Here is a 23,768-nt window from a genome sequence, read left to right as displayed (position 1 = left end):
CACTTTGAGTAGGTTTTTTTATGACACACCGTAGTAGCTAATAATATTGTAAGTTATTTACTGATACGTTTATTAATTTATAAATATCAAGGTTACTTAGGTATTGTTTTATAAAAACAGTTTAAATTGAGATCCTGTGCTGCACAACGAAACAAAAATAACTGACTAACTTTTAAACACATTCACGTTACTGATAGGTTAATCCTTATAGGGCAAATGCTCTATTAATGATAAAAACTAAAATAAGGATTATTTATGAGACCATCTTTTCCTATCAGTATGGTGCTTGCAACGACAGTGGTTGGCTTCCAGTCTTATGCGCAAAATATTGAGACAACTGATTCATTAGGTATTGCAGAAAGTAGCGCAGCGCAAAAGCAATCTCTGGCGTTACAAATCAGCGAGCGTTATTCCGATCTTGAGCTTTCATTGAAGGCTCAGATCTCAGAAAAGAACTTATCCGCGCCTGTAGATAAATTGAGCTCTACTCAGCCCTACTCTGCATTTTCAAGCCGGATGCAGAAAGCGGATCTTGGTTATCGCAAGATGAAAGGGATCAACGACTTCAGCGACTCTGTGTTAGAGGTTCGCATGGCTGATGAAGCGATGATCGAAGCTTGGAAGAATGGTGAAAACCCGCTGTTTGCATTTGAACCATCAGGCGACGATTCGAATTGGCAATACATTGAAGCGTATGACGTGTACGGACAGGTTCATGAATTAGATGTGTACCAAATGCCAGACGTCCCAGTGTTTGTGGTTGATAGTAACGGTGCTGAAGAGCTCAAAGCCGGCTTAATGGCAATGCAGGCAGAGATGCAAAAGCTGGGTACTACAACGCAAATCAATGCCGTTAGCGATACCAATGCCGACGAGAGTAAACCTCAAAAATCGTCTTTGATGAACAGGGCTCGTCGCTCGATGGCCTTGTCGGAAACTGAGCCGTTGAATACTACACAATTAACCAAAATCCGTTTAGCCGTCGACCAAGAACCTTGGATCTCTGGTAAAGCGGAAATCTACGCTATCGTGACGGGTGTCGATTCAAGTCGTTTAGAGCCCCAAATCGACCTCGTTGAGATGCCTTATCTGGACTACGACAAACAGACGTACTACCCGAACCAGACCGTCATCTTCTGGCCTCGCTACCGTTGGGGCGCTGCAGACATGATCTTAATGGAACACGATGATGGCACAGACTACAAAGCGCTAGCAAAACTCTTGGTTCGAGCCGCAGAAGAGATACTGAAGATGATTCCTGATCCAGAAGTTCAAGGTTATGCGATCATCCCTCAGATCACAGGCAAGATTATCGATGTGATTCCTGATGGTGTATTAGTGAATGATGATGACTTCGTGGATGTGTACTACACCTTAATGCAGAACACACCTTATGTAGACCGTCCGGGCGCAGGCGGAAATGCTGTCGCATCGTTTGCACCAGTCACGATTTCACCAACAGAGTAAGTCGTTTCTTATTTAGTTAGGGCTTAAACGCTAGGCCCTAACTCTTCATTATCGAAGGTAAGTCAAACACAACAGACCTACTCAGAACCTAATTACAGGGAGTAATCAAACACAATGATGTCTTCTAAAAGCGGACGAAACACATCTTTCAGCGCATTATGCTCAGGGTGCGGAAGGTAATTCTGGCGGCCTTCTTCATCGGCGAATGTCATTAACACCGAGTGGGTATAACCTTGATTCTTGTTTTCAGGGCTGTCATTTAATCCCCATTCTACTGAAGTGACCCCTTCAACCTTGTTTGGCATCACTTCAAACAGCATCTTTAGTTTTTGAACCTCTGAAGCCTCAGCGCTTTCTTTAAACTTAATCAGTAGAATATGACGAATCATTCCCGTTTCTTTTTGAGTCATTCCTTGTCCTTTCGAATCGTTCGCTTACTGGTTTGTAATGCTTAACCAACACCCAATAGCGATCTAAATTAGAGAACAACAAAATGCCACACGTTACACAACATGCCAAGGCTAGAACGCTAGAGTTTATAAAATACTCCACAACCCAATAACGAAAAATGCTGCACCCAAGGGCGCAGCATTTCTCATGACAATGGTAAGCACATCTTTAACGTTAATCACGACGACCTGTAAGCTGGATCGTTTGGTCTTGATCTACGTTCTTTTGGAATTGGATTCCGCCGTTAGACGCTTCATTTCTTCCTTCCAGTGTTAAGTCAGATTCAACACGCTCAGCCTTTACTTGATTACCTTCGCTTCTTGTCATGTCGATAGTCCCTGTATACGTACCGTCGGCAGCAAAAGCAGTATTCATTGAAAGAGCCATTAAGCCTAGTGCGATTAACTTTTTCATACATCACCTCGTTGTATTTCTAATTCTTTGTTCGTTTGGTATCTGTGTTTTTGTTGGAGTAACTTTAACAATCGAACATGAACCATAGATGTGAGCTATGTGATGAGCTGCCGCCGCTCGCAAAAAGACGCACCTTTGAATCAGTGGTTATTCCAAATGTTGAAGTCTACCCTGAAAAACAAACAAACGTAGTTCAGCTTTTAACGGGTTAACTACTTAAAGGCTTAACTGCCTAACTCCCCTACCATCCAAAAAAAGAAAAGGCTCCCGAGGGAGCCTTTGATTAGGGTTCTAGTGACTATTCGCTTATGTTTTTATTTTAAAATGCTTCTTCGAGCGTTTGTTCGTTCTTTTTTTCTGTTTGTTTCTCGCTGGTCTCTACCTCTTTCAAGCGCGCGGTGAAGTGTCTTAACACCGGCGGCTCGTAGGTAAAATCGAGCCCTTTCACTTGTCCTGCATTCTCTTTCACTTTTTCGAATGCTTCGATAATGAAGTCCATGTGTGTTTGTGTGTAGGTCGCGCGAGGAATGGTAAGGCGCAACAACTCAGCAGGACATGGGTGTTGTTCACCTGTTGCTGGGTCGCGTCCTTGCAGCAAAGACCCAATCTCAACCGCTCTGATACCCGCGACTTTATAGAGTTCGCACGCCAAAGCATGAGCTGGGAACTGACCTGCTGGAATATGAGGAAGCAGTTTACCCGCATCCACAAACGCAGCATGACCGCCTGCTTGCTGGCACACGATGCCCATCGCTTCTAAGCCATCAACTAAGTATTGAACCTGACCAATACGGTACTCTAACCAATCTTGGCGCATGCCGTCATAAAGGCCAACCGCAAGACGCTCCATCGCGCCACCTTCTAAGCCACCATAGGTTGGGAAGCCTTCTTGCACGACACACAAGGTTCGACACTCTGTGTACACATCCATGAAAGAGTCGTCTTTAAAGCACAACAAGCCGCCCATTTGTACCATGGCATCTTTCTTGGCAGACATGGCTAAGCCATCCGCGTATTTGTAAGACTCACGCGTGATCTGTTCGATTGTCCAATCTTGATAACCCGCTTCTCGTTGTTGAATGAAGTAGGCATTTTCAGCGTAGCGTGCCGAGTCCATGATCACAGGAATATCGTACTTCTGAGCGATTTCATACACGGCTTTTAGATTGGCGATAGACACTGGCTGTCCACCAGCAGAGTTACAAGTAATGGTGCTCACAATGTAGGGAACATTGGCTGCGCCCGCTTCTAAGATCGCTTCTTCCAGCTTCACCACATCGAAGTTGCCTTTGAAATCCGCGTTCACTGAGGTATCGAACGCTTCTTTGGTATAAACGTTCTTCGCCACACAGCAATTCACTTGGGTGTGGCCTTGTGTTGTATCGAAGAAGTAGTTCGACAAGGCGACCATTTTGCTGCGATCGAGCCCTTTCTCCATTTCACGCTTCTTGATAAGAACAGGTATGTAGATCTGCTCTGCGCCGCGTCCTTGGTGTGTTGGAATCGTCAACTCGTAACCGAAGATATCCTTAACCGCATTCGACAATGCGTAGTAACTGCGACTACCACTGTACGCTTCATCCCCCATTAACATCGCGGCTTGCATACGTTGGGTGATAGATCCTGTTCCGCTGTCTGTCAGTAAGTCGATAAACACATCATCACTGTCGAGCAAAAATGGGTTCATGCCCGCGTCGACAATGGCTTGTTCACGATAGGCGCGAGTTGTTCTTTTTACTGGCTCTACAACACGAATACGAAACGGTTCTGGTAGATGTTTGAAGTTTTCCATAATAATACCTTTCAATACATTCCGATCAGGTCGAAATGTATTTTCTTTAGATGTCACGATTCCTCACTATTAAATTAATAGTTCCGTATAAAGATACACAGAAAATTAACAGTGAAAATAAACAAATTAAATAATGACTTATTAATCAAACCTAAACAGAGGCTAAGATAATTAGCGAGAACGACAAAAAACGAATACCCTACACGGAATAATAAGTGCGACATTCATACGTTCAAAGGTTATCAAAGCTGCTGATAGGTAAACAAAGCTCGCTGCTTTGCTGGCGCGTGACGCCTAGAGGGTACTACTCTGAAGAAAGGTGGAACGAGAGTTGGTGATCTAAGGTATACCAAGCTAACAAGGTTAGCCAAGTTGTTGATTGCCATTTCAGATACATGTTCACAATATATCCCTACGTTGAAATCAAGATGATCCGAAGTTTAAATATAGTGCAATTGTTTTATAAATACAGCTTAAAAAAGTATAAATGTGATCAATATTTAGAATGATGATTAAATACGATAGCGTGTTATATAAAATGTGAATCACAGCTGTTTATATACTATTAAACTAGTTCAGCGAGAACCTTAATAATATCAAATCTCTTTTGAAATCAACACCTCTCTAATAAGGGGCGAAGATAGCTGTTTTCTAAAAAAGCCATCATCTAATAAAGCCAAGATCCAAAACTCGCCGATCTAGAAAAGATAAATTCTGATGAGGCTCAAACCTCACCAGAACCGTATTCGCAGTGAATGACTTACTTCTTCTTCACGGCTTGCTTGATGGCCATTTCAGCCAGTTTTGGTGTCGCCGCTTTCAATACGCTGGGTGCCACCTTCTTACCCACTTTGACTGCTTTATTCAGTTGGCCTTTAACCGACGAGCCTCTTTTCATGGCTTCTAAACGTTGGCGGTTTCTCTGAACGTTATTTGCGTCAGCGATACGCTCTATCAACGTCTGCCTTAAACTATCTAAACCAAACTGTACCTTTTCTGGCGCAATCGCCAGCGGTAACACGATATCGGTTTGCAGCAATATATGATTGTATTCGAGCGCTTGAGCAATGATCTTCGCTTTGGTCGATGTTGGATTCTCTAAGTCATACGGTGGCTGCCAATCGTCTACAGGCTTTAATCTGTCTACCTGATTCACAACCGACACCACAATCGGCTTCTTGCGTGAGATGTTCTTAGGATCGTCATAGAAAGCATCAAATCTATCTTTCAATTGCTTATCCAAATCACGCGCAGATTGATTGGCTTTAAGCACCCATAGCACCACATCGGCTTGGGTCATCTCTTTCAGCATTAAGGCTTCGGTTTTAGGGTTGCCATCAAGCCCTTGAAGATCAACCACGCGAACATCATTGTCGTCGACAAATGCGTTGTATACGGTTGAAGTGTCGGTTGATGGCAGTACATCCACTTCAGCTACCAACTCTTGCTTAAGCGCATTGATAAGCGAAGATTTGCCAGAGCTGGTTTGCCCCACCAGCACGATTCGCACGGGTTCTAGTTCAGGAGCAAAGCGTTGTTCGTCGAGTTCAGAAACATCGGACGCTTTCAATGCTTCATCTTCAATGCTGAAACGTCCGCTGTAGAGGTCAATCGCCACCGCCGCAACTTCATCTAACAAGGCTTGTTTGGCGGCGTATTGCATGTCATCAACCACACCCCTTGTCATCGTTGCTGTCGCTTGTTCTCGTCCTAAATCAGAAATCACCTTGAGTGGATTCAAATACAAGTTTTTAAGGTGGTTACCCCAAATAGCCGCTTTGAAGATCTTCTGTCCTAGCTCACCGTATTTATCGTAGGCTTCGTAGCCCGCCTTAATGTAAGAAACCTTGAGATACTCAATGCCGGGGATATGCTCTCGCACTACCAATTTGTAGCGTCGGCTGACCTCTTCGAACAGCTTTAGCCCTTCAGGAATCGAAAAATCGAGTGATTTCTTATCAAACTTTTTCGCAACAAATTCAAGTACCTCTAAACCGGTTTGGTCTAGGTTACCCCACTCTATGTCGACCATTAATTGTTGGCGTACATGGTGTTTTGAATCATTCCAGATCGACAGTTCTTTTTGAGACCAATCAGCCGAAGCCTTAACCAATGCATCGTTGATATCAGCTTTTTTATGCTGTGATTCAGCTTCAGCAGTATCCTCGCCAAGGCCGCCACTCTCTTTATTCGAGAAAGACTCTTTATTTGAAGAGCGGCTTGAAGAACGGCTAGAAATGAATAAAGGAATGGTGAACACCAAGGTACTCACGGCAATGGCAATCGACATTTCGAGTAGATAACCGTATTTGATCGCCAAGAAGACACCAAAACCCATCATGATAATGCTTGGGAAGATCGCCGAAATCAGGGCAATGCCCCAGCGTCCGCTCGATAGCACCGCCAGTAATCGAAATAGGTTTCTAATTTTCTTCATAACCCGACGCCGCCTTTCCTTTTTTCAGAGATTCTTTGTAGATCTTCTGCATCTCTTGTTCAGACACTTCTTCACCTTTGTTCTTATGATAGAAGTAAAAACAAGCCGCGCGACCTAAACCATAAGAGGTGCCGAAACTCATTGCCGCTGCAGCCACCGCACCTACCGTTTGACCATAAACTGGAATCAGCTTTATCAACTGTCGAGTGCCCAGCTTCATTCCGTATTGCAAAGCAAAGCTGCTTCCCAGAGTGCCTATCAACTCACTAAAGACTCTCTTATTCCATTCGACCCCATATTGATTGGCCAAACTGTGAAGCATTTTGGCTTGAATCGCAGGTACCGACACCAAACCAACACCCGGAATCAGGTCACTCGCTGCGGCACTTCCTGCATACCAAAGCACTTCGTTTTCTACTTGATCAAAGTTGGCTTCTTCTTGCGTGGAATGTTCTTTGTCTTGCACCATCATTCCTATCACCGGAAGAATACTGCTCAGCTTTTCTAACAAGATGTCATAGTTGTAAACCGCTTCGCTGTTAGACATAGCGTTGTCATCCGTTTCGAAATCGACCGATACCGATTCAAACTCTTTACCCCACGCCTTCTCTACTTGGTTGGTGTTGAACTGAACCTGCCTTGCTCGATCTGTTTCACTGGAAGACAACACTGCAGTATGAACAAGCAGCAAGTGCTTAATTTTCTTCTGTTTCTTAATCTGTTTTAGAGCCGCAAGCACTGAGGATTGTTCAGGTTCGTCGGCTTTCATTACAACGACTAACGCATTACCTGCCTGACCAATCTCTTCCAGATCCTCTTTCGCATCATAATTCGCTTCGCTTAGTCCTCTGGTATCGAGAAAGCGGATCACCGGCTTGTCTTGTGGGAATTCGTAAGACATCGCCGTCATGGTACAAGGTGCAAAACCATTGCCAACTTCAACAGAAGAGTCGCCAGTCACCGCCTGAATAAACGATGACTTGCCCGCCCCCGTTTTCCCCAACAGCCACAATGTCGGCAGATGCTGACGCTGGTATTCATGGGCCTGAGTAAGATCTGGGTTCTTGCTCGGATTAATGAAGTCTTTTATTTGATCAAACATGTTCAGAGTAACGCTCACTTGATGTTGAGATTCGAGTTGATGACAAAGCAATACTGACTTATATAATCACAAATCATATTAAACTTATGTTTGTTCAGTCGCACAGGTTTACAATGCCTAAACGCTTGTTTTTATTTGCGCGCTCATTCTTTATAGGCGCTTTTTTATGCGTGCGGGTATCATCGTATTGATTCACGCATCGAACAGACATAAGCAAACATCGACAAACACAGAGAAGTAAAAGGTAAGTATGGAACAAATTTATTTAGCTGGCGGTTGCTTATGGGGCGTACAGGAATTTATTAAGTACGTTCCTGGTGTTATCAGCACAGAAGCAGGTCGTGCCAATGGAAGCGTCCAGCTAACAGAAAACAGGACGACACAATGCGATAGCACGCAATGCAATGGCACACAAAGCGATTACGATGGCTATGCAGAATGCGTACAAATAGAATTTGATCCAAACATCACGTCAGTAACGATTTTGATGGGACACTTGTTTGAGATTATTGACCCTTACAGCGTGAATCAACAAGGTGTCGATGTGGGAGAGAAATACCGCACAGGCGTATACAGCACCAACGCAGAACACTTAACCGAAGCTAAGCACTATATTTCTTCAAGAGATGATGCCGACTGTATCGCTGTTGAGGTGTTGCCATTGACCAATTATGTTGCCAGCGACGACATCCACCAGCATCACTTAAGCCACTTCCCTGAAGATCACCACTTATGTCATATCCCTTGGGATCTGCTGCATAAGTATAAATCACAGTAGTCACGACGTAAGATTGAAATGGTCACAACCTAAGATCGATAAAGCCTCAACAGATATTACCCGTTGAGGCTTTTTAAGTGCTAATGGCCAAGACAGCTATCGTGAATTGGTTTGATAGCTCAAGCCATTAAGCATTAGCCATTAGCCATTAGCCATTAGCCATTAAGCAATAACCCATAACCAATAACTTACTTAGTCGTATTCTCAAGCACGTAGTCCGGACCCGCTGTTTCAGCCGTCACGACCGCAAGTTTAGACACGTCTGCACCTTCGCCTTGATAAGCGTTGATACCGTTCTCAACCATCATTTTTGGCAGTTCAACCGAATAGCTTTCAATCAACTCAGAATCCGTTACTTGACCTACGTAAGTTTCGTCTGTGTAGGTTGCGCCGACTAATGGGTAATCTTGCGTTGCACGCACACTTACAAACTCAGGAGATTGCGAGTTATCAACCACATTATGTTTGAACGCCACATCCACACCTGCATAAATCTTTTCAACTTCCGCATTATTGAACAGGCTAACACGGTGAGTTTGGTTGCCATAGATAATGCCCCACTCAGTATCGACTAGAGAGTTATTCTCGATGGTGATGTTTTTCGGTGTCCACTGCTTGTTCAGCTCTTTGCCTTTCACCGATTGATCTAGCTGCTCACCATTCGCTACGTCGATAATACCTGTGTTAATAACAATGCCGCCACGTAGGTCAGCGTTGCCTTCTATCAAACCATCGCGGCCTCGAGTGTTTGCAATGTAGTTATTACGGATCACATGGTCTTCATCGTAGATACGGACGCCGCCGGTTAGGCGCTTTCCATTACCAAGAATCATGTTGTTCTCAACCGTGTTGCCTTTTCCGTGACGCAGTGAAATAAGCGCGGTGCTTTGGAAAATAGTATTACCTGAGATCGTGTTGTCGCCCGACTTAATCGAGATAAGCTCACGCTCACCATCCATATCGATCATCAGGTTGTTCACGAACTTAGAACTTGAATCCCACTGTGAAGCTTTAGAATCACCAATACGGATCGCTTCCCAGCTGTTGCCGTTGTAACGAATCGCTTCTTTGATATCGAATTCATTGAATTGGTTAGGCTTTTGATCCATGAAGATATTATTTGCGATCAGGTGGTTGTCGGCTGTGTCATCTTTTTGTACACCGATCAAAGTGCCGCGTTTTTGCTTACCTTCGAAACGGTTGTTGATGACTTTGCCATCTTTACCCCATAGAGAAACCCATAGGTACTTTGGATACTCAGAACGACGCTCGTCTGGCTCGTACGTGTAATCATGGTTGAAGTAGTAGAATGTTGAGTTTTGCAGCGTGTTGCCATTACCCATCATACGTACTGCACCAAAGCGTTCGTTAGGACCGCCCTCAGTAAATACCAAGCCATCAAGCGTGATGTCATCGCCTTTCAGTTCAAACTGAATCAAACCAGTGATCCACGCAGAGCCTGCTTGCTCAGCCTTGATAGTGATGTCATTCGCCGTGATCGTCACTTGACCTAAGTTCGCGTATTTACCAGCAGGGATCACCACTTCGTCGCCATCTTTTAGGTTTTCAAATTGTGCTTTAAGCGCAGCCACTTGTTCTTCTGAAGCAACGGCTAAAGTGTCGCCATCGACCTCAGTTAAGCGGTCACTGCTCAATAGGTAACTACGGTCGATTTCGCTTATAGCAGGCGCAGCTTGTTCAGCGACACTGACTACGGGTGCTGTTTTCTCTTGTGTCGTACAGCCTGTTGCAAAAGCGAGTGTGAACGCGCTAATAATGCTTACCGATAATAGTTTTTTGTTCATCGTACATCTCACATTAAAGTTTGGATTATAAAAATGACGACCACCCGTTCAGGTGGCCGTGATGTTATTTAGGATGCGTATTAAATTAGCCTTCGGCTGGAGTCACTTCGTCTTGTTGCTCGACTTTGTCATCGACTGCTTTAACAAGTAACAGACCAACAGAGAACACAATCAAGCCACACAGAACGAATACCATGCGTCCCCACATTGGGTTTGGCAGTACGAACATAGTCATTACGCCCACACCCGCTACCGCGATAAGTGAACCCAACATACGACGTTGCTTGTTATCCAGTTTCTTCTGTTCATTACTTTCAGCAACTAGTGGCGTCGCTAGGTTGTTGAAGAACTTGTCTACGTCTTTCTCACGGTGCTCAGCAAGAGGCTTGTAGAACAGTGTTGAAAGAACAAAGAAGCCAGCAGTAAATATGATGTGACCGATAAGGCCGATAGCCACTTTCAGGTCAGCCCACTCACGGCCAGTTAGTTCATTTAGACCGAACCAGTTTTGAATCATGTCCGCAGTGATAACGAAACCAACGAAGTAAGAAACCACACCACCTACAACTAGCGTGCCCCAACCTGCCCAATCCGGTGTTTTACGGATGAAGAAGCCACAGAATGCTGGAATTGTCATTGGGAAGCCGATCAATGCGCCCACGTACATCATGGTGTCGAAAAGGCTCAGACCTTTAAGAGAGTTGATGAACAGAGCAACCAAGATGATCGCGATACCGAAGAAGGTAGACGTTAGTTTAGAAACAACCATTAGCTCTTTCTCTGTCGCTTTAGGACGAAGAATCGGCTCGTAGAAGTTCTTAACGAAGATACCTGAGTTACGGTTTAGACCTGAGTCCATTGAAGACATTGTTGCTGCGAACATAGCGGCAATCAGAAGGCCAACCATACCTGCAGGCATGTATTCTTGAACGAAGTAAAGGTAAGCGAAGTCAGCGGCTTTGCTGCCAGCTTCTGGGTAAGCTGCTGCTAAATCAACACCTTGACCTGCCATGAACCAAGAAGGCATGAACCAGATGATTGGACCAAGCGTCATTAGTACACAAGCAAGTAGAGCTGCTTTACGTGCGTTATTTGAATCTTTCGCAGCAAGGTAGCGGTAAGAGTTAAGCATGTTGTTGGTGATGCTGAACTGCTTTAAGAAGATGAACACAGCCCAGATGCTGAAGATGCTCATGTAGTTCAGGTTATCACCCGTAATGAATGAATCTGTTGGGAAGTCGTTAACGATCTGCGTAACGCCGCCACCGTGGTAAATCGCAACCACAGCACACGTCACCGTTACCGCCATGATGATAACCATCTGCATAAAGTCAGATGCGATTACCGCCCAAGAGCCGCCTGTTACTGACATTACTAGTACAACCAGACCCGTTAGGACAATCGTCGTTGTCATATCAAAGCCGAAGATACCCGATGCGATGATTGCTAGACCATTCAACCAAATACCTGCAGAGATAACGCTGTTTGGCATACCAGACCAAGTAAATACTTGCTCATTCACCTTACCAAAACGCATACGAATCGCTTCAATTACCGTCACAACACGCAGTTGACGGAACTTCGGAGCGAAGTAAAGGTAGTTCATTAGGTAACCGAATGCGTTCGCGATGAAGATAATCGCTACGGCAAAGCCATCGGTAAAGGCTTTACCTGCTGCACCAGTAAATGTCCAAGCACTGAACTGGGTCATAAATGCGGTTGCACCTACCATCCACCACAGCATATTACCTCCCCCACGGAAGTAATCACTTGTCGTACTTGTAAACGTTCGAAACATCCACCCTATCGCAATTAAGAATAGGAAGTAGATGCCAACTATCAGGGTATTGAGTTCCATCGTTAGACCTTTTATTTATGTTTTTTTGTTGAGGTCACTATAAATAAATGGCAAGTATATTTGTACTACAATAATCCAAATGCGTGACAATGATCTTACAGTCTGACACTCAATTAATCATACAAGTGATCGAGTTCAAAGTTGCACCACCTATGAGCGCAATTCCTCAAGTCAGTGCAGTTATCCGCACTAAATTTCGACCAAAACCCCGAAAAACATGAACAAAGTCTCTAAAAATCGAAGATTCATCGTTAAAAACTATTATTCTTGACGATCAAAGCTTAAAGAAGAGCAGCAAAAATATCGTTAGATATAATTTATAAAAATAAATCAAACCAACTAATTTGTAGTACAAATAGAATTGGAAATTTTCTTTTAAAAGTTCCCTATATTAGGCAGCCAATAATGAAAACTTGAAAACCACTATTAGATACTGACAGGGATACACGGAAGTGAAATGCTTTTAACACACCCGTTACACTTTCCCCGTCCAATAAAAAGGTGTCATTATGAAGAAATACGTTCCAATCTTAATTGCTCTTAGTATGGTATCTTCTATGAGCTATGCAGCAACACCGCGTGAAGATGCTGTTGACTACTTACAGATGCGTAAAGGCGTGGCTTACCAAGTAAACCATTCAAAACCTTTCACTGGTCAATTTGAAGAGAAGTTCGATAACGGCCAAGTCGCGACCCAAGCTCAGTTTGCCGATGGCTTAGAACTTGGGCTAGAAACTAACTGGTATCCGAATGGCCAAGTCGCTTCTAAAGTGAATTACGTAAAAGGTGAACTGCAAGGCAAAGCTGAAACCTGGTATCCAAACGGACAGAAAAAAGCAGAACTCAATTATAAAGACAATGAACTATCAGGCACCGCCTCTCGCTGGTATCCCAATGGGGAACAAAGCTTGACAGCTGAATACAGCGACGGACAAAAAGATGGATTGGTAACGGACTACTACCCGAACGGTAATAAGGCCAGCCAAGCGAAGTTTGATGAAGGTGAAGTCGCGAACGGAAAACTTACTCGCTGGAATACTAACGGTGACAAAGTTGAAGAACTGACCTTTAAAGATCACAAAGTCACCTCTAAACAGGTGTGGATGCCTACAGAAAGCTAAGCCTCAAGAACAGCTCTCACGGAGCTCTTTGATATAACTAAACGCCTGCTGTTAAAGTTTGCAGCTACACGTCTGCAACTAAGAGACAAGAGAAGAGAAGAGAAGAGAAGAGAAGGGAAACGAACATTCATGTGATTAAGCGTGAATGTTCGTGGCTTTGATGCTGTAACAGACTCACTTGAGCGTGTTGTCATCAACCTAAAAGCCTATTCTTAAGCCGCGGTTTACACGCTTATTGAGCCGCACACGACTCTCTACTCAAATTTCAAATAAAAAAACGCTCATGTTGCCTGTATCAACATGAGCGCAAGGGTAAATCTTCGACTACCATCTCCTACCTTTCTAGATGAAAGCAGAAGTTATAATTAGAATAGTTGGGAGCAATAATCAAAATGCTTTCGCAAGCACTTCAACGATTTCTTCTTTGTCGCTGATGAGAACAACGGGTAACGATTCGAACCCAGTTCATTCCTATCAAGTTCATACTTATATAGCAGGCTATGTCACTACCTTGCCTACTACATTTCAAACCTTCTCTGATTGAGCTTTAAATCACCTCAAGTAAATGTCTCATGTTCTTAAAGCGGTGGATTTAATCCATTTAGCTTCAAGACCACTCTTACTTATTCGGCTTCACACCGTCTGTTCATGCAATCAACACAGCAAAGTTATGTGTTGCTACAGAAAGTTAGTAAATAATAATGTATTACAAATAAAAATAACATCTAAAGATTCAATTTTTTGCTGTAGCGCACATTTATTGATAGACAAAACTCAGAAAATCAACATAACCTGAAAGATAACCATTAAAAAACAAAGGCTTAATTCAAACCCTAACTTTGTAACCCTTTGTAAATAGTGGTTTTATCATGACAACACGATCTAATTCACAGAACCTCACCATTCTAATCGCTAGCATATTTGTAGTATTTTAATTCAAAAGAAAGAGTAACCCTACACAAGAAAACAAACGTCGTCGCGTTGAACGTATGACTCCGCTTTACCTGAAAGCTGGCGTAGCTATGGAAAACCCTGAATGGGTAAAACTAGCAACAGAGACCGATTTCAGCGAATTCACAGTCAAGAAGCAGCTAGCTGAAGTGTGGGCTCAACGAGACGTAGAACTACTTTACCCAAAACTATAATCCCAAATACAACAAAGGGCTCAACGTTGGTCCTTTAGTAACCCCTTTTTATTTAGATACAGTGGAAACAATAACAATGATAAAAACGAATAAAGTAACACTTGCAGTATTAGCGACTCTTTTCGCAGGCAGCGTGTCTGCCGCATCACTCGACGCGCGCCAAGAGTACAAACATGGCTCAGAAGACTGGGCAAGTCGTATCAAGATGAGCGGTTCTGTCGATAACCACTTCTTCGGCGCTGAAATAAAGCAAAAAGGTAAGCCTTTCTCTGGTTGGGAAGCGGCAGACAACGAGTTCGAATACGGTTACAAATTCAAGCTTAACGAGCACTGGTTAATTCAACCAAGTATGCCAGTAACGTTTGGTTCTGATAGCGTAACCTACAAACCGCAAGTACGTGTTCAATACTCTTTCGAATCAGGCCTAAAGGCGAAACTTCGCTACCGTCACGAGTTCCGTGACTACACATCTGACTCTTCAAACGAGAATAAGAACCGCAGTAAAGTTACAGGTAACATCGATTACAACTGGAATGCATGGCAGTTCGGCTTTGAAGCTAACTACGCAGAAGACTTCATTGACAATGAGTGGACTGGCGGCGGTGGTGCTGACAACGAGTGGGATTACAACTTTAAAGTGGGCTACAAAGAGGCTGACTGGAGCTGGCGTCCATACGTTGAGTTAGGTAACGTTCAAGACAGCCGTGACCGTCAATTACGTAGCCGTGTAGGTATTACTTACAGCTTCTAATCGATAGCTACATGAATAATCTAAGATAATTACTGTCCTAATTTTCTAAGACCTAAACAAAAGCCAGCTTAATCGCTGGCTTTTTTTCCTTTAAAATCAGTAAAATAAGAGCCGCGCACTTGCAGCTCTTTTTCCTAGTGACTAATCCGATAGAGAAAGGCAACGGTCACATTATCGTTAGGCACAACTCGCTTCTGCTGAGCCAAAAACAATTCCGCTGTCGAAACGGCATCGGCTAATGCATTGTGGCTGTTGTACTCAGGAAGCCCGTACCTTTCGCGAGTCCCTGCCAAGGTTAAATCGACTTCTTCATGATTGCTGATCGCTTTCTCCATGCTTTTCTCAATACACAAGGTATCAAGCCAAAGCAGAGGAATCGCTCTTAAACCGTAGCAGCGAAGAAGGTATTGGCTAATGAACTTCTCTTCGACTACACACGCGTGCGCGACGATAATCTTGCCTTTCGCTGCTTCGAAGAAAGTGAGCATCGCATCATGAATAGATGCGCCCTCTTCCAGCATCTGTGGTGTGATGTGGTTAATCACCGCAGTTTCAGCGTTAATCTGAGAATCATTGTTCAGGTAGATATGCTTGGCAGAAGCCAAATCGATTCGTCCTTTCACCACATCGACCCATCCCATAGACAAGATAAGATCTTGTTCGCTGTCTAAGCCTGTGGTTTCGAGATCCAACACGATATAGTCGCTGTCTTTGGCCAAATCCGTCATTTCAGGACAAGGCTGTTCTACCAGATCATGTAACGCTTCTGGCAGCTTAACCGTACCCAAATATTGCTTACGCTTGCGTTTAATTCGTTCAAGCGGGTGAAAATAGTTTAGCATTCGTTTTAAACATTTATTAGTTGAACATAGCTTCATTAACGTGCTCCGAAACGAATTTTCGCCGCTTCTTGAAGGTCAGCAATGATCCTAAAGGCATCTTTCAAGTGTTTACGCTCAAAGCTACCAAAGCTATCTGGGTTGATGTTGTTGTCAGGCACATCCCCGTTCTTCAGCGCTTCAAGTTGATGGCCAAAACGGAAAGAGAGAATGAACTGGTAAGCACCCAGAATGTTCTTGAATGCATCGTCGCTCAGCATGCCTTTTTCATTGGCAGCAGCGAAACGTTCGTCAGTCGCCGACAAATCGCACTCCACAGCAAGGCCATAAATACGCGCTAAGTCGATAATCAAGTTGATCGCGTACTTCTTCACGTTCAACGTTTTCTTATTCTCACCTGACTTCTCTAGCACTAAGCTATTGAAGATGCCAAGTGGCGGGTTGGTATTGACCGCGTCTTTCACTAGCGTGCTTAAAAACTCACGGTTACCGCGAATATTGCTATGCAGCTCATCGCGCAGAATACCTTCGAACTCACTGTTGCCGTAGATAGTACGAATTTCTAGGAACACACTGATATTAAGCAAGCGTTCGTACTCTGGGTTAGCCACCCACTTCTTGTAGTAGTGCTTCCATACACTGAGTGGCTGACACCATTTTGGCGTCGCAGCCATGAATTTACCTGGACATAATGGGTAGTGACAGCTTGCTAAGCCGTTGGTCACCATCATCGCTAAGTGTTTGAAGTAAATACGGTCACTGTCGGTTGCATCGTCAGCAAGAACAATCGCGCTGTCTTGGTCCGACAACATGTGCACTTCATTACGTGCGTGCGATCCGGCTACGATCCAAGAGAAATCACACGGTGGTGGGCCTAACTTATCAATCGCTATTTGAATCAATCGACGGGTGTAGGCGTCCATAATCATGGTCATTACCTTGCCGACGGTTTCAGGCGCCACTTTACCTTCCACCAGCGCTTCAAAAATAGCTTGTCGCTCTGAGGTGAACGAAGACATGGTTTTCACGCTGCCCGCGTATTTGATTTTCTCGATCAAGAATATCGCTTGAACACGGTGGTTTTGAACCAAATGAGACGTAGTAAGAAGACCAACGACCTTATTCTCTTTCACAACGGGCAAGTTACGGATATTAAATTGCATCATGATAGAGGCCGCATGCAGCACCAGATCATCCGGTTTTACAGTAAGTGGAGAGTGCGTCATTACCTCTGAGATCAGGCTATCAGTACTCACGCCGTGGGCAATCACTCGCTTAGTCATGTCTCGGTCGGTGATCAAACCAACAATGGTTTCACCTTCATAGATCACGGCACACGGTGAGCGTTGATGAAGCATTTCAACCGCAACCGACTGGATGGTTTGCTCAGACTTAACAATTGCCACCTGCCCGCTTGCCACTTCCTCAACTTTACGAATGAACAGGCCTTTCTCTTTATTCGACCAGACCACATCCAGTGCCGACTTCAAGCGAACCTGCGCCTGTGAAGCAAAGTGTTCTGCGCAACTTGGAAAGGCTTTGAAAAGCGTTTGAAGTGCCGAGTGTGGAATCACATAAAGTAAGGTGTTTTCGATTGCGACAGCTCTATAGCCTTTTTCGTCGTTGACTTCAGAATCTAAGAACGTAAAGCCAAACAAATCTTCACTGCCTAGACGGGCACGAAGCACACCGTCCGATTTTCTTTGCTCCATAGATCCTGTTCGAATGATATAGAGCGACTTTTCTTTTCCTGACTCGCATAGATCGACGACATCCCCTTTGGCTAGATAGGTAATCTGAACATTAAAAGCGAGGTCACGAAGCGCTTCTTTAGGGATCTTATCGAAAGGGTCTATCTGACCGATGAACTGAAGAATATTTGGCAATAGAGACTGAGGCATATAATCACACTCGCATTAATTTGATTAGTATTATTATATAACTAACAATGCTGGTTACTAGCGGTTTTAGCAAAACAACGCACATAAGACTAAATATTGGACATCGGTCAAGTTTTCATCAATTTTGGATGTAAAAAAAGCACGTATTAAACGTGCTTTCAATAGATAACTGTCTGTAGTAACAGCAATTTTAGGTTGACTCCACTAGGTATCCAGAGCAACGCTCGATAGAAACGGCTAAGACCTTAGAGTTGAAACCTCACCCAAAACACTAAGCTAGCTTGCTACTGGCAATCTGTGGTTAGTATCTAATAGATGACTTGCAGAAGCTTGGCGTGCTTTATCACTGTTACCCGCCATGATTGCTTCATAAATTTGACGGTGTTCATTAATACACGTACTTCCCTCTTCTGAAGAATGAGAAATAAAGTTAACAAACATTGTCGTTAAGATATTGCCAAATGGAAGGTAAAAGTCATTACCTGTTGCATTGAAGATGAGGCTATGGAATTTCATATCAATATCTAGCCAACTGTCTTGGTTAAACTCTTCAGCACCTGATATTTCTACCATCTGTTGGAAAATGCCCGACAGTTCAATGCGTTGTTCAGCGCTCGCGAACTGAGCAGCCAATGCACATGCTTCTGGTTCAATCGCGCGACGTAAGCCCAAAAACTGATGACAGAATTGGTCTGTATCTGCCAAACCATCCATCCATTCGATCAATTGCGGGTCTAAAAAGTTCCAGAACGCACGGTCAACAACGCGAGTACCGATCTTTGGTCGAGATTCTAGTAGGCCTTTTGAAGTAAGAAGCTTAACCGCTTCTCTTAATGCAGTCCTACTAATTCCAAATTGCTCACACAGAGCCATTTCACCAGGAATGATAGAGCCTTGAGGCAAATTGCCCGACAAAATACCACGTGCGATTTCACGTGCAACTTGCACATGAAGGCTTCGCTTAGAGCCTGAAATCGAATTGAAAGAGCCAGCCATGTGTCTACTTACTTATTAGATATGTATTATTTAACTCGGACTATAGCACTGATTTATATCTGCACCAACTAAGTATAAGAATAACGTGAGGTCACGAATGATATAGGCTAGCGAAGATTTTATGAATATTATAAGTATTTAGTTCATCAAACTAATTAAAAACATTTATTCATACAAATGGTTCTTATTTACACCGTTTTTTGTATGCGCAAACTCACAAAACGACTCTTACTCTCACTATTTATGTCGTTGATGATCAGTTTTGAGATGACTATCCTTGAATACTGCAAGTGTTATTGTATGATTTATTAACGCGAATGATCTACAATATAGGCGACTGTGATGTTTAACGATTTAAAAGGCAAACGCATTCTAATTACTGGCTCTACTGCAGGTATGGGCTTAGCTACAGCACGTATTTTCGCAAAGTATGGTGCAAAAATTGGTATCAATAGTCGTGCTTCTAGCCCAAAAGTTGATGACGTTCTATCTGAACTTACCGCACTGGGTGGCGATGTTGCCTTTTTTCCTGCAAACCTAATGGACACATTAGAGTGCGAAAGGTTAGTCAAAGAGTTCACTGATCATTTTGGTGGTATGGACGTGTTGATTAACAACGCCGGTGGCCTTGGTGGTCGCGCCAATCTAGAAAATATCGATGATGAGTTTTATGAGCGCGTAATGAACCTTAATGTTCGCTCTGCGCTGATGACAACCAAGTTCTCTATCCCGCACTTACGCGCCTCTGCTGCTGAGTCCGGGCAAACATCTTGTGTGATTAGCACGGGTTCGATTGCCGCTCGTGAAGGTGGTGGTGTGGGTGCTGGTGTATATGCCGCATCGAAAGCTTGGTTACACGATATCCATCGGAACTGGGTAAAAGAATTTGCTAAAGACAATATCCGTTTCAACATAGTTTCACCAGGCACTATCGATACCGCATTTCATGACGGCAAAAGCGATGAGCTAAAGTCGACCATTGCTAGCAATATCCCTATGGGTCGCTTTGGCAGTATTGAAGAAGTAGCACCTACTTTTGCTTTCTTTGCCTCACATGCTTGCAGCGGTTACATCACAGGTCAAATCCTAGATGTTAACGGCGGACAAATAACGCCCTAGTTAGCTGGTTTATATAAGCTCACTCAGCGATTTAAGTTCGCCACACTATATAAGGTTAACAGACCCGAGTAGATGAGGGAAAACCTCACACTAAATTCGACGTATACACTGACACTAAACACCAGATTCGTCTGGCTTTTAGTGTTTTCAAAGTTTCAATTTCAGGTGGTTTAAATGTCAATATTTACATTGGTGGAAGATTCAAGCCGCCGAATTCATGTTCAAGTGGCGAGACAAATTGCTCGCAAGATCTTGTCAGGCGAGTTAGAAGAAAATCAAAAGTTACCCAGCGAAATGGAGCTGTGCGAAATCTTTGGAGTGAGCAGAACTGCCCTTCGAGAATCAACTAAGCTACTTTCGGCAAAAGGTTTAATCGAGTCGAAGCCAAAAGTGGGCACTCGTATCAAACCGAGAACACAGTGGCACTTCTTGGACCCGCAATTGCTGTACTGGATCCAAGATTTAGAAGATACTAAACCCTTCTTGTCTCAATTTTTAGGCTTAAGAAAAGCGATTGACCCGGAAGCGTGTGCGCTCGCTGCAACCAATGCAACTGTAGAGCAACGCAAAGAGCTTTCGATTCTTTTCCAGAAAATGACCATCGCAGCAAATAGCTTCGATTATGAAGAGTGGACGACCAACGATCACCTGTTTCACCAAACGATTTTCTTATCGACAGGTAATCAATTTTACATTCCATTCGCGAACATTCTGTCGACTATCTTCAAGCAGTTTATCGACCACTCCGCTGAAGGCGGTCGCTTCTGTTTAGAAGAACACAAAGCGATTTACGACGCAATAATGTCTGGCGATGCCAAGCAAGCTCGAATTGCTTCTCAAGTCCTGCTAGACGATGAGAACCAAAAGCTCTCTAGGGTTGAATTAGCCATCGCATAACCGAGATTAACCAAACTGACTTGTTTTTCAAAGACACAAGTCAGTCTTGTTTTAGCACCCATTTTTTAACCATCAACTACCGTAGTGTTTTCTTCTTTAAACGCTCTACTCCGCCACCTCAGAGAAAGCTTACGGTTATACACATAAGGTGTTGTTTGTGTCTTCACAATCGTACGTAAGGAAAAATTTCTCTCTCGCCTGGCCCCTCGCCTTAAACGGTATCTTGATGCAGTCGATGTTGATGATCGACACACTGCTTGTCTCTCCTCTTGGTGAAATCCCTTTAGCTGCAATGGGGATTGCGACGACTATCGTTGCCTTTGTACTGGGAATTCAAATGGCGCTGGCAAACGGTACTCAGTTAGTATTAAGCCGCGCAGTGGGCTCTGGCATCGCCGCATCATTATCTAAAGCATTTTGGGCAGGGTTATTTATCAACCTTGGCGTAGCAACACTATTTTGGCTTCTACTTACTTTTTTCGAACAACCCTTGATTCAAGCTTTAACAGATGACGCTTCCCTTCACTTAGAAATCAGCCGCTATCTAGACATCTCGAAATACATCGTTATTTTTACCGCGTTAACGCAGGTGATCATTGCTTTATTTAATGCGCTAGGCAGAACTAAAGTCCCATTCAAAGGTTACTTAATTGAACTGCCTATCAATGCTGTACTCTCATATGTGCTGATTCATGGTTTTTCTAATTTTGAAGGGATTGGAGTACAAGGCGCTGCATTAGGCAGCATTATTGCAATAACGATCCGCTTGCTGTATTTGGTTTTGTGCGTGCATTTAAGCTCAGCGATTTCACTCAAATTAGACGCTCAGCGCTCTGAATTCTTTACCAACGTTCGCCGTCACTTTATCGAAATATTCCCTGTAGCAGCGAACGTGACCATGCTTTTGATTGGCGCAACGATATATCAATTGTTGTATTCGCAACTTAACATCAACGCTTACGTAGCGATTACTTTGGTGATGCCTTGGATCAGGGCTGTCTCTCAATTTATTACCGCTTGGGCTCACTCTTCCGCAATTACTATCAGCCAAGCGATTGGCTCTAAAAAGATGGATGACCTAGTCAAAAACGTCGATACCAGTATTGATATTGCGGTCGTCATTTCTTTTGTGTGTGCAATCTTGTTCGCAGGATTAAGTCTGGTCATTGGTGACATTTACCCGAACTTGGATGAGTCTACCTATCAAGCATTGGCCGTTATCGCCCCACTCTACATCTTCTTGCCGATTGTCCGTGGCTACAACACGGTTCATGGGAATGTACTAAGAGCACTAGGAAAAACGACCGCAGTCTTCAAAATCAACTTTACTGGTCAATGGGTAATTTCAATTCCATTGTGTGCATTGATCATCTTTGGTTTAGATGGCTCTATCTTTTGGGCCTTTGCTATCCAACCATTCGAAGAAGTCGTTAAAGCTTTCCCATTCCGTCACTTAGCTCGAAAGTCTCTAAAGGAGTTTGATGCCGACAAAGCTAAAGAGTTGATGTATGACTAAGTCCGGTATCGAGTCGCCGTCCTAAAATCTTTCTACGCTTTCTGATTACAACCTTGTCTTTTGACAAGGTTGTATTGTTTCAGCTGTACCATTCATTGGTAGGCTTCAGCACACCCTCATTGATACCAAGGTCACATTAATACCAAGGTCATCTTAAAACTCATATAAAACAAAAAGACCACTCAACATTCGGTTAAGTGGTCTTCGAAAATATTCCTTAAGGACTGCGTCTAGCTAGCCTATTGGTTATGCTATGTGCTATTTACCGTTCAACTTAAGCGCTGAGAAAGTCACACTGTTGTAATCGCCATTCTTTTTATCGATAGCGAAATCGCCAGTACCGCCACAACCAGGTCCCCATACAGGGTGAGAATCGCTCACGCTACATTGGCCGTATGCGCCCGCTTTGTAGTAAAAATCATCTTCAGCATAACCCGTTGGTGAATCAAGTTCATCGATGCCCTTACTCAGGTCGATTTCATACTTAACGGTATCGTGACGCTCGGTTTCAAACGTTAGGTACATCATGGTGCCTTTCACTTCCACTTTGTAGCTAAACTCTTCACCAAGAGCAATGCCTGCTTCACCCGGTTCCGCTGGGTTTTCCCAAGTGTTACCCCAAACAGGGTAAGCTATATCGGCACGGTTAGGATCTTTTTTCTCTAGGTTACGCTCATAGTTCCAAAATACTGAACCCATTTCTTGGCCAGGAAACTTCTTATAGAAGATCTTTAGTGGTTCATTACCATGCCCGTAACCAGTTCCAGCTTTGATTAACTGATTATGTTTTTTAGCGTGAATCTGACCAACAACCACCGAGTGAGCTGGGTACTTTTCTGGGTACTTAGCGTTAATCGCTACGTGATTCACTTTTAGGGTCGCTTCTAGCGTGCCGCCAACGGCACTGTACTCGCTTGCTGATGGATGGCTAGACAATGCCCATTGGTTTCCTTTGTCCGCCGTATCGATAGAGAAATCTGCGCCTCTTGGCATTTGTCGTAATTCAGAACGCGCATTCTTCGAGTTTTTCGTCGTAATCGCTTGGTTCTGCACTTCAAATACAAGGTTGCCGTCTTTATCAAGATGGAAGAAATCACTATGTGAGTAGCTCATCATGGCTACCCCTTCTATTTCATCAACACGACCATCTTCATTAATATCTGAAGGTATGGTTATTTTCCAATTATGCATATCGAATTTATCGGCAGGTACGGGGTAAGAAACACCGTTATTTGCGAAAGTAACCATTGGTACAGTCGCTAATAGCGCCACTGCTAATATGTTTTTCTTAAACATGACTCATCCTTTATTGTTAACAGATACCGAGTACACACTCAGTACAGAAACCACTTTTGAACACGAATTAGTACTAAATATTTT

The 23,768-nt window shown here is 43.6% G+C and carries 19 protein-coding genes and 1 pseudogene; 9 read left to right on the top strand and 11 right to left on the bottom strand.

The window, feature by feature from the left end; genetic code table 11:
* The first annotated feature begins 255 nt into the window (after positions 1-255).
* A complete protein-coding gene (locus tag LMH68_RS14420; protein WP_229647038.1) occupies positions 256-1,467 on the top strand; it encodes a DUF3103 domain-containing protein in 1,212 nt (403 codons plus the stop codon).
* Positions 1,468-1,559: 92 nt separating this feature from the next.
* On the opposite strand, the gene LMH68_RS14415 is transcribed toward LMH68_RS14420, so the two are convergent.
* Entirely contained in the window at positions 1,560-1,877 is a 318-nt protein-coding gene (locus LMH68_RS14415; protein ID WP_102332131.1) for a Dabb family protein, read from the bottom strand.
* 214 nt (positions 1,878-2,091) lie between these two features.
* A complete protein-coding gene (locus LMH68_RS14410) occupies positions 2,092-2,331 on the bottom strand; it encodes a hypothetical protein (protein WP_017081013.1) in 240 nt (79 codons plus the stop codon).
* Positions 2,332-2,412: 81 nt separating this feature from the next.
* On the opposite strand from LMH68_RS14410, the pseudogene LMH68_RS14405 reads away from it, so the two are divergent.
* A pseudogene (locus tag LMH68_RS14405) lies at positions 2,413-2,523 on the top strand (LysR family transcriptional regulator); the annotation flags it as partial.
* Between the two features lie 127 nt (positions 2,524-2,650).
* Here the strand turns inward: LMH68_RS14405 and tnaA are convergent.
* The 3 genes from tnaA to LMH68_RS14390 all read right to left on the bottom strand — a co-directional run bounded on the left by tnaA (position 2,651) and on the right by LMH68_RS14390 (position 7,662).
* On the bottom strand, positions 2,651-4,123 hold the full coding sequence (gene tnaA / locus LMH68_RS14400; protein WP_229647039.1) for a tryptophanase: 1,473 nt from the start codon (positions 4,121-4,123) through the stop codon (positions 2,651-2,653).
* Between the two features lie 760 nt (positions 4,124-4,883).
* Positions 4,884-6,560 carry a GTPase family protein gene (locus LMH68_RS14395; RefSeq protein WP_229647040.1) on the bottom strand — a complete coding sequence of 559 codons (1,677 nt, stop codon included), beginning with the start codon at positions 6,558-6,560 and terminating at the stop codon, positions 4,884-4,886.
* Positions 6,547-7,662 carry a YcjF family protein gene (locus LMH68_RS14390; RefSeq protein ID WP_229647041.1) on the bottom strand — a complete coding sequence of 372 codons (1,116 nt, stop codon included), beginning with the start codon at positions 7,660-7,662 and terminating at the stop codon, positions 6,547-6,549. The genes LMH68_RS14395 and LMH68_RS14390 overlap by 14 nt, the downstream gene beginning before the upstream one ends.
* Positions 7,663-7,912: 250 nt before the next feature.
* Here LMH68_RS14390 and LMH68_RS14385 point away from each other — a divergent pair, with 250 nt between their 5' ends.
* Complete coding sequence (locus LMH68_RS14385) at positions 7,913-8,440, top strand: peptide-methionine (S)-S-oxide reductase (RefSeq protein WP_108203023.1); 528 nt, start codon at positions 7,913-7,915, stop codon at positions 8,438-8,440.
* A gap of 188 nt (positions 8,441-8,628) precedes the next feature.
* Here the strand turns inward: LMH68_RS14385 and LMH68_RS14380 are convergent, their stop codons facing one another.
* On the bottom strand, positions 8,629-10,245 hold the full coding sequence (locus LMH68_RS14380; RefSeq protein WP_108203022.1) for a polysaccharide lyase 6 family protein: 1,617 nt from the start codon (positions 10,243-10,245) through the stop codon (positions 8,629-8,631).
* An 85-nt stretch (positions 10,246-10,330) separates the two neighbouring features.
* Positions 10,331-12,103 (bottom strand): sodium:solute symporter family transporter, encoded by a 1,773-nt coding sequence (locus LMH68_RS14375; protein WP_017061461.1) that lies wholly within the window; start codon positions 12,101-12,103, stop codon positions 10,331-10,333.
* 509 nt (positions 12,104-12,612) lie between these two features.
* Here LMH68_RS14375 and LMH68_RS14370 point away from each other — a divergent pair.
* The 3 genes from LMH68_RS14370 to LMH68_RS14360 all read left to right on the top strand — a co-directional run bounded on the left by LMH68_RS14370 (position 12,613) and on the right by LMH68_RS14360 (position 15,120).
* A complete protein-coding gene (locus LMH68_RS14370; protein WP_229647042.1) occupies positions 12,613-13,224 on the top strand; it encodes a toxin-antitoxin system YwqK family antitoxin in 612 nt (203 codons plus the stop codon).
* A gap of 989 nt (positions 13,225-14,213) precedes the next feature.
* On the top strand, positions 14,214-14,369 hold the full coding sequence (locus tag LMH68_RS14365; protein WP_229647043.1) for a hypothetical protein: 156 nt from the start codon (positions 14,214-14,216) through the stop codon (positions 14,367-14,369).
* A gap of 76 nt (positions 14,370-14,445) precedes the next feature.
* Positions 14,446-15,120, top strand: a complete 675-nt coding sequence (locus LMH68_RS14360; RefSeq protein WP_102428441.1) for an oligogalacturonate-specific porin KdgM family protein — start codon at positions 14,446-14,448, stop codon at positions 15,118-15,120.
* A gap of 134 nt (positions 15,121-15,254) precedes the next feature.
* Here LMH68_RS14360 and LMH68_RS14355 read toward each other — a convergent pair whose 3' ends face one another.
* From LMH68_RS14355 to LMH68_RS14345, 3 genes are all read right to left on the bottom strand, one after another.
* Positions 15,255-15,998 carry a 3'-5' exonuclease gene (locus LMH68_RS14355; RefSeq protein ID WP_229647044.1) on the bottom strand — a complete coding sequence of 248 codons (744 nt, stop codon included), beginning with the start codon at positions 15,996-15,998 and terminating at the stop codon, positions 15,255-15,257.
* Positions 15,998-17,860: a DUF294 nucleotidyltransferase-like domain-containing protein gene (locus LMH68_RS14350; protein ID WP_017061466.1), complete on the bottom strand. Its 1,863-nt coding sequence runs from the start codon at positions 17,858-17,860 to the stop codon at positions 15,998-16,000. The genes LMH68_RS14355 and LMH68_RS14350 overlap by 1 nt, the downstream gene beginning before the upstream one ends.
* 276 nt (positions 17,861-18,136) lie before the next feature.
* Positions 18,137-18,856: a FadR/GntR family transcriptional regulator gene (locus LMH68_RS14345; protein WP_010438385.1), complete on the bottom strand. Its 720-nt coding sequence runs from the start codon at positions 18,854-18,856 to the stop codon at positions 18,137-18,139.
* A gap of 342 nt (positions 18,857-19,198) precedes the next feature.
* On the opposite strand from LMH68_RS14345, the gene LMH68_RS14340 reads away from it, so the two are divergent.
* From LMH68_RS14340 to LMH68_RS14330, 3 genes are all read left to right on the top strand, one after another.
* Positions 19,199-19,975 (top strand): SDR family NAD(P)-dependent oxidoreductase, encoded by a 777-nt coding sequence (locus LMH68_RS14340; protein WP_065584137.1) that lies wholly within the window; start codon positions 19,199-19,201, stop codon positions 19,973-19,975.
* 174 nt (positions 19,976-20,149) lie between these two features.
* The gene (locus LMH68_RS14335) at positions 20,150-20,872 is read left to right on the top strand and encodes a FadR/GntR family transcriptional regulator (protein WP_017063624.1); all 723 of its coding nucleotides are present in this window, start codon (positions 20,150-20,152) and stop codon (positions 20,870-20,872) included.
* Between the two features lie 148 nt (positions 20,873-21,020).
* A complete protein-coding gene (locus LMH68_RS14330) occupies positions 21,021-22,388 on the top strand; it encodes an MATE family efflux transporter (protein ID WP_080582237.1) in 1,368 nt (455 codons plus the stop codon).
* Between the two features lie 258 nt (positions 22,389-22,646).
* Here the strand turns inward: LMH68_RS14330 and LMH68_RS14325 are convergent, their stop codons facing one another.
* Positions 22,647-23,684, bottom strand: coding sequence for a polysaccharide lyase family 7 protein (locus LMH68_RS14325; protein WP_136973873.1), 1,038 nt, complete (start codon positions 23,682-23,684; stop codon positions 22,647-22,649).
* Positions 23,685-23,768: the final 84 nt, after the last annotated feature.

Source organism: Vibrio sp. F13, assembly GCF_020806305.2.
GTDB lineage: Bacteria > Pseudomonadota > Gammaproteobacteria > Enterobacterales > Vibrionaceae > Vibrio > Vibrio crassostreae_C.
The sequence above is the reverse complement of the archived record's forward strand: the minus strand, read 5'-3'. Positions and strand labels throughout refer to the sequence as shown.

What these genes read in the sequence shown, in the direction of transcription:
- LMH68_RS14375 (WP_017061461.1), bottom strand. Translation starts at nt 12,103, where the DNA reads ATGGAACTCAATACCCTGATAGTTGGCATCTACTTCCTATTCTTAATT.
- LMH68_RS14395 (WP_229647040.1), bottom strand. Translation starts at nt 6,560, where the DNA reads ATGAAGAAAATTAGAAACCTATTTCGATTACTGGCGGTGCTATCGAGC.
- LMH68_RS14385 (WP_108203023.1), top strand. Translation starts at nt 7,913, where the DNA reads ATGGAACAAATTTATTTAGCTGGCGGTTGCTTATGGGGCGTACAGGAA.
- LMH68_RS14380 (WP_108203022.1), bottom strand. Translation starts at nt 10,245, where the DNA reads ATGAACAAAAAACTATTATCGGTAAGCATTATTAGCGCGTTCACACTC.
- LMH68_RS14325 (WP_136973873.1), bottom strand. Translation starts at nt 23,684, where the DNA reads ATGTTTAAGAAAAACATATTAGCAGTGGCGCTATTAGCGACTGTACCA.
- LMH68_RS14420 (WP_229647038.1), top strand. Translation starts at nt 256, where the DNA reads ATGAGACCATCTTTTCCTATCAGTATGGTGCTTGCAACGACAGTGGTT.
- LMH68_RS14335 (WP_017063624.1), top strand. Translation starts at nt 20,150, where the DNA reads ATGTCAATATTTACATTGGTGGAAGATTCAAGCCGCCGAATTCATGTT.
- LMH68_RS14360 (WP_102428441.1), top strand. Translation starts at nt 14,446, where the DNA reads ATGATAAAAACGAATAAAGTAACACTTGCAGTATTAGCGACTCTTTTC.
- LMH68_RS14355 (WP_229647044.1), bottom strand. Translation starts at nt 15,998, where the DNA reads ATGAAGCTATGTTCAACTAATAAATGTTTAAAACGAATGCTAAACTAT.
- LMH68_RS14340 (WP_065584137.1), top strand. Translation starts at nt 19,199, where the DNA reads ATGTTTAACGATTTAAAAGGCAAACGCATTCTAATTACTGGCTCTACT.
- LMH68_RS14370 (WP_229647042.1), top strand. Translation starts at nt 12,613, where the DNA reads ATGAAGAAATACGTTCCAATCTTAATTGCTCTTAGTATGGTATCTTCT.
- tnaA (WP_229647039.1), bottom strand. Translation starts at nt 4,123, where the DNA reads ATGGAAAACTTCAAACATCTACCAGAACCGTTTCGTATTCGTGTTGTA.
- LMH68_RS14350 (WP_017061466.1), bottom strand. Translation starts at nt 17,860, where the DNA reads ATGCCTCAGTCTCTATTGCCAAATATTCTTCAGTTCATCGGTCAGATA.
- LMH68_RS14410 (WP_017081013.1), bottom strand. Translation starts at nt 2,331, where the DNA reads ATGAAAAAGTTAATCGCACTAGGCTTAATGGCTCTTTCAATGAATACT.
- LMH68_RS14345 (WP_010438385.1), bottom strand. Translation starts at nt 18,856, where the DNA reads ATGGCTGGCTCTTTCAATTCGATTTCAGGCTCTAAGCGAAGCCTTCAT.
- LMH68_RS14365 (WP_229647043.1), top strand. Translation starts at nt 14,214, where the DNA reads ATGACTCCGCTTTACCTGAAAGCTGGCGTAGCTATGGAAAACCCTGAA.
- LMH68_RS14390 (WP_229647041.1), bottom strand. Translation starts at nt 7,662, where the DNA reads ATGTTTGATCAAATAAAAGACTTCATTAATCCGAGCAAGAACCCAGAT.
- LMH68_RS14415 (WP_102332131.1), bottom strand. Translation starts at nt 1,877, where the DNA reads ATGACTCAAAAAGAAACGGGAATGATTCGTCATATTCTACTGATTAAG.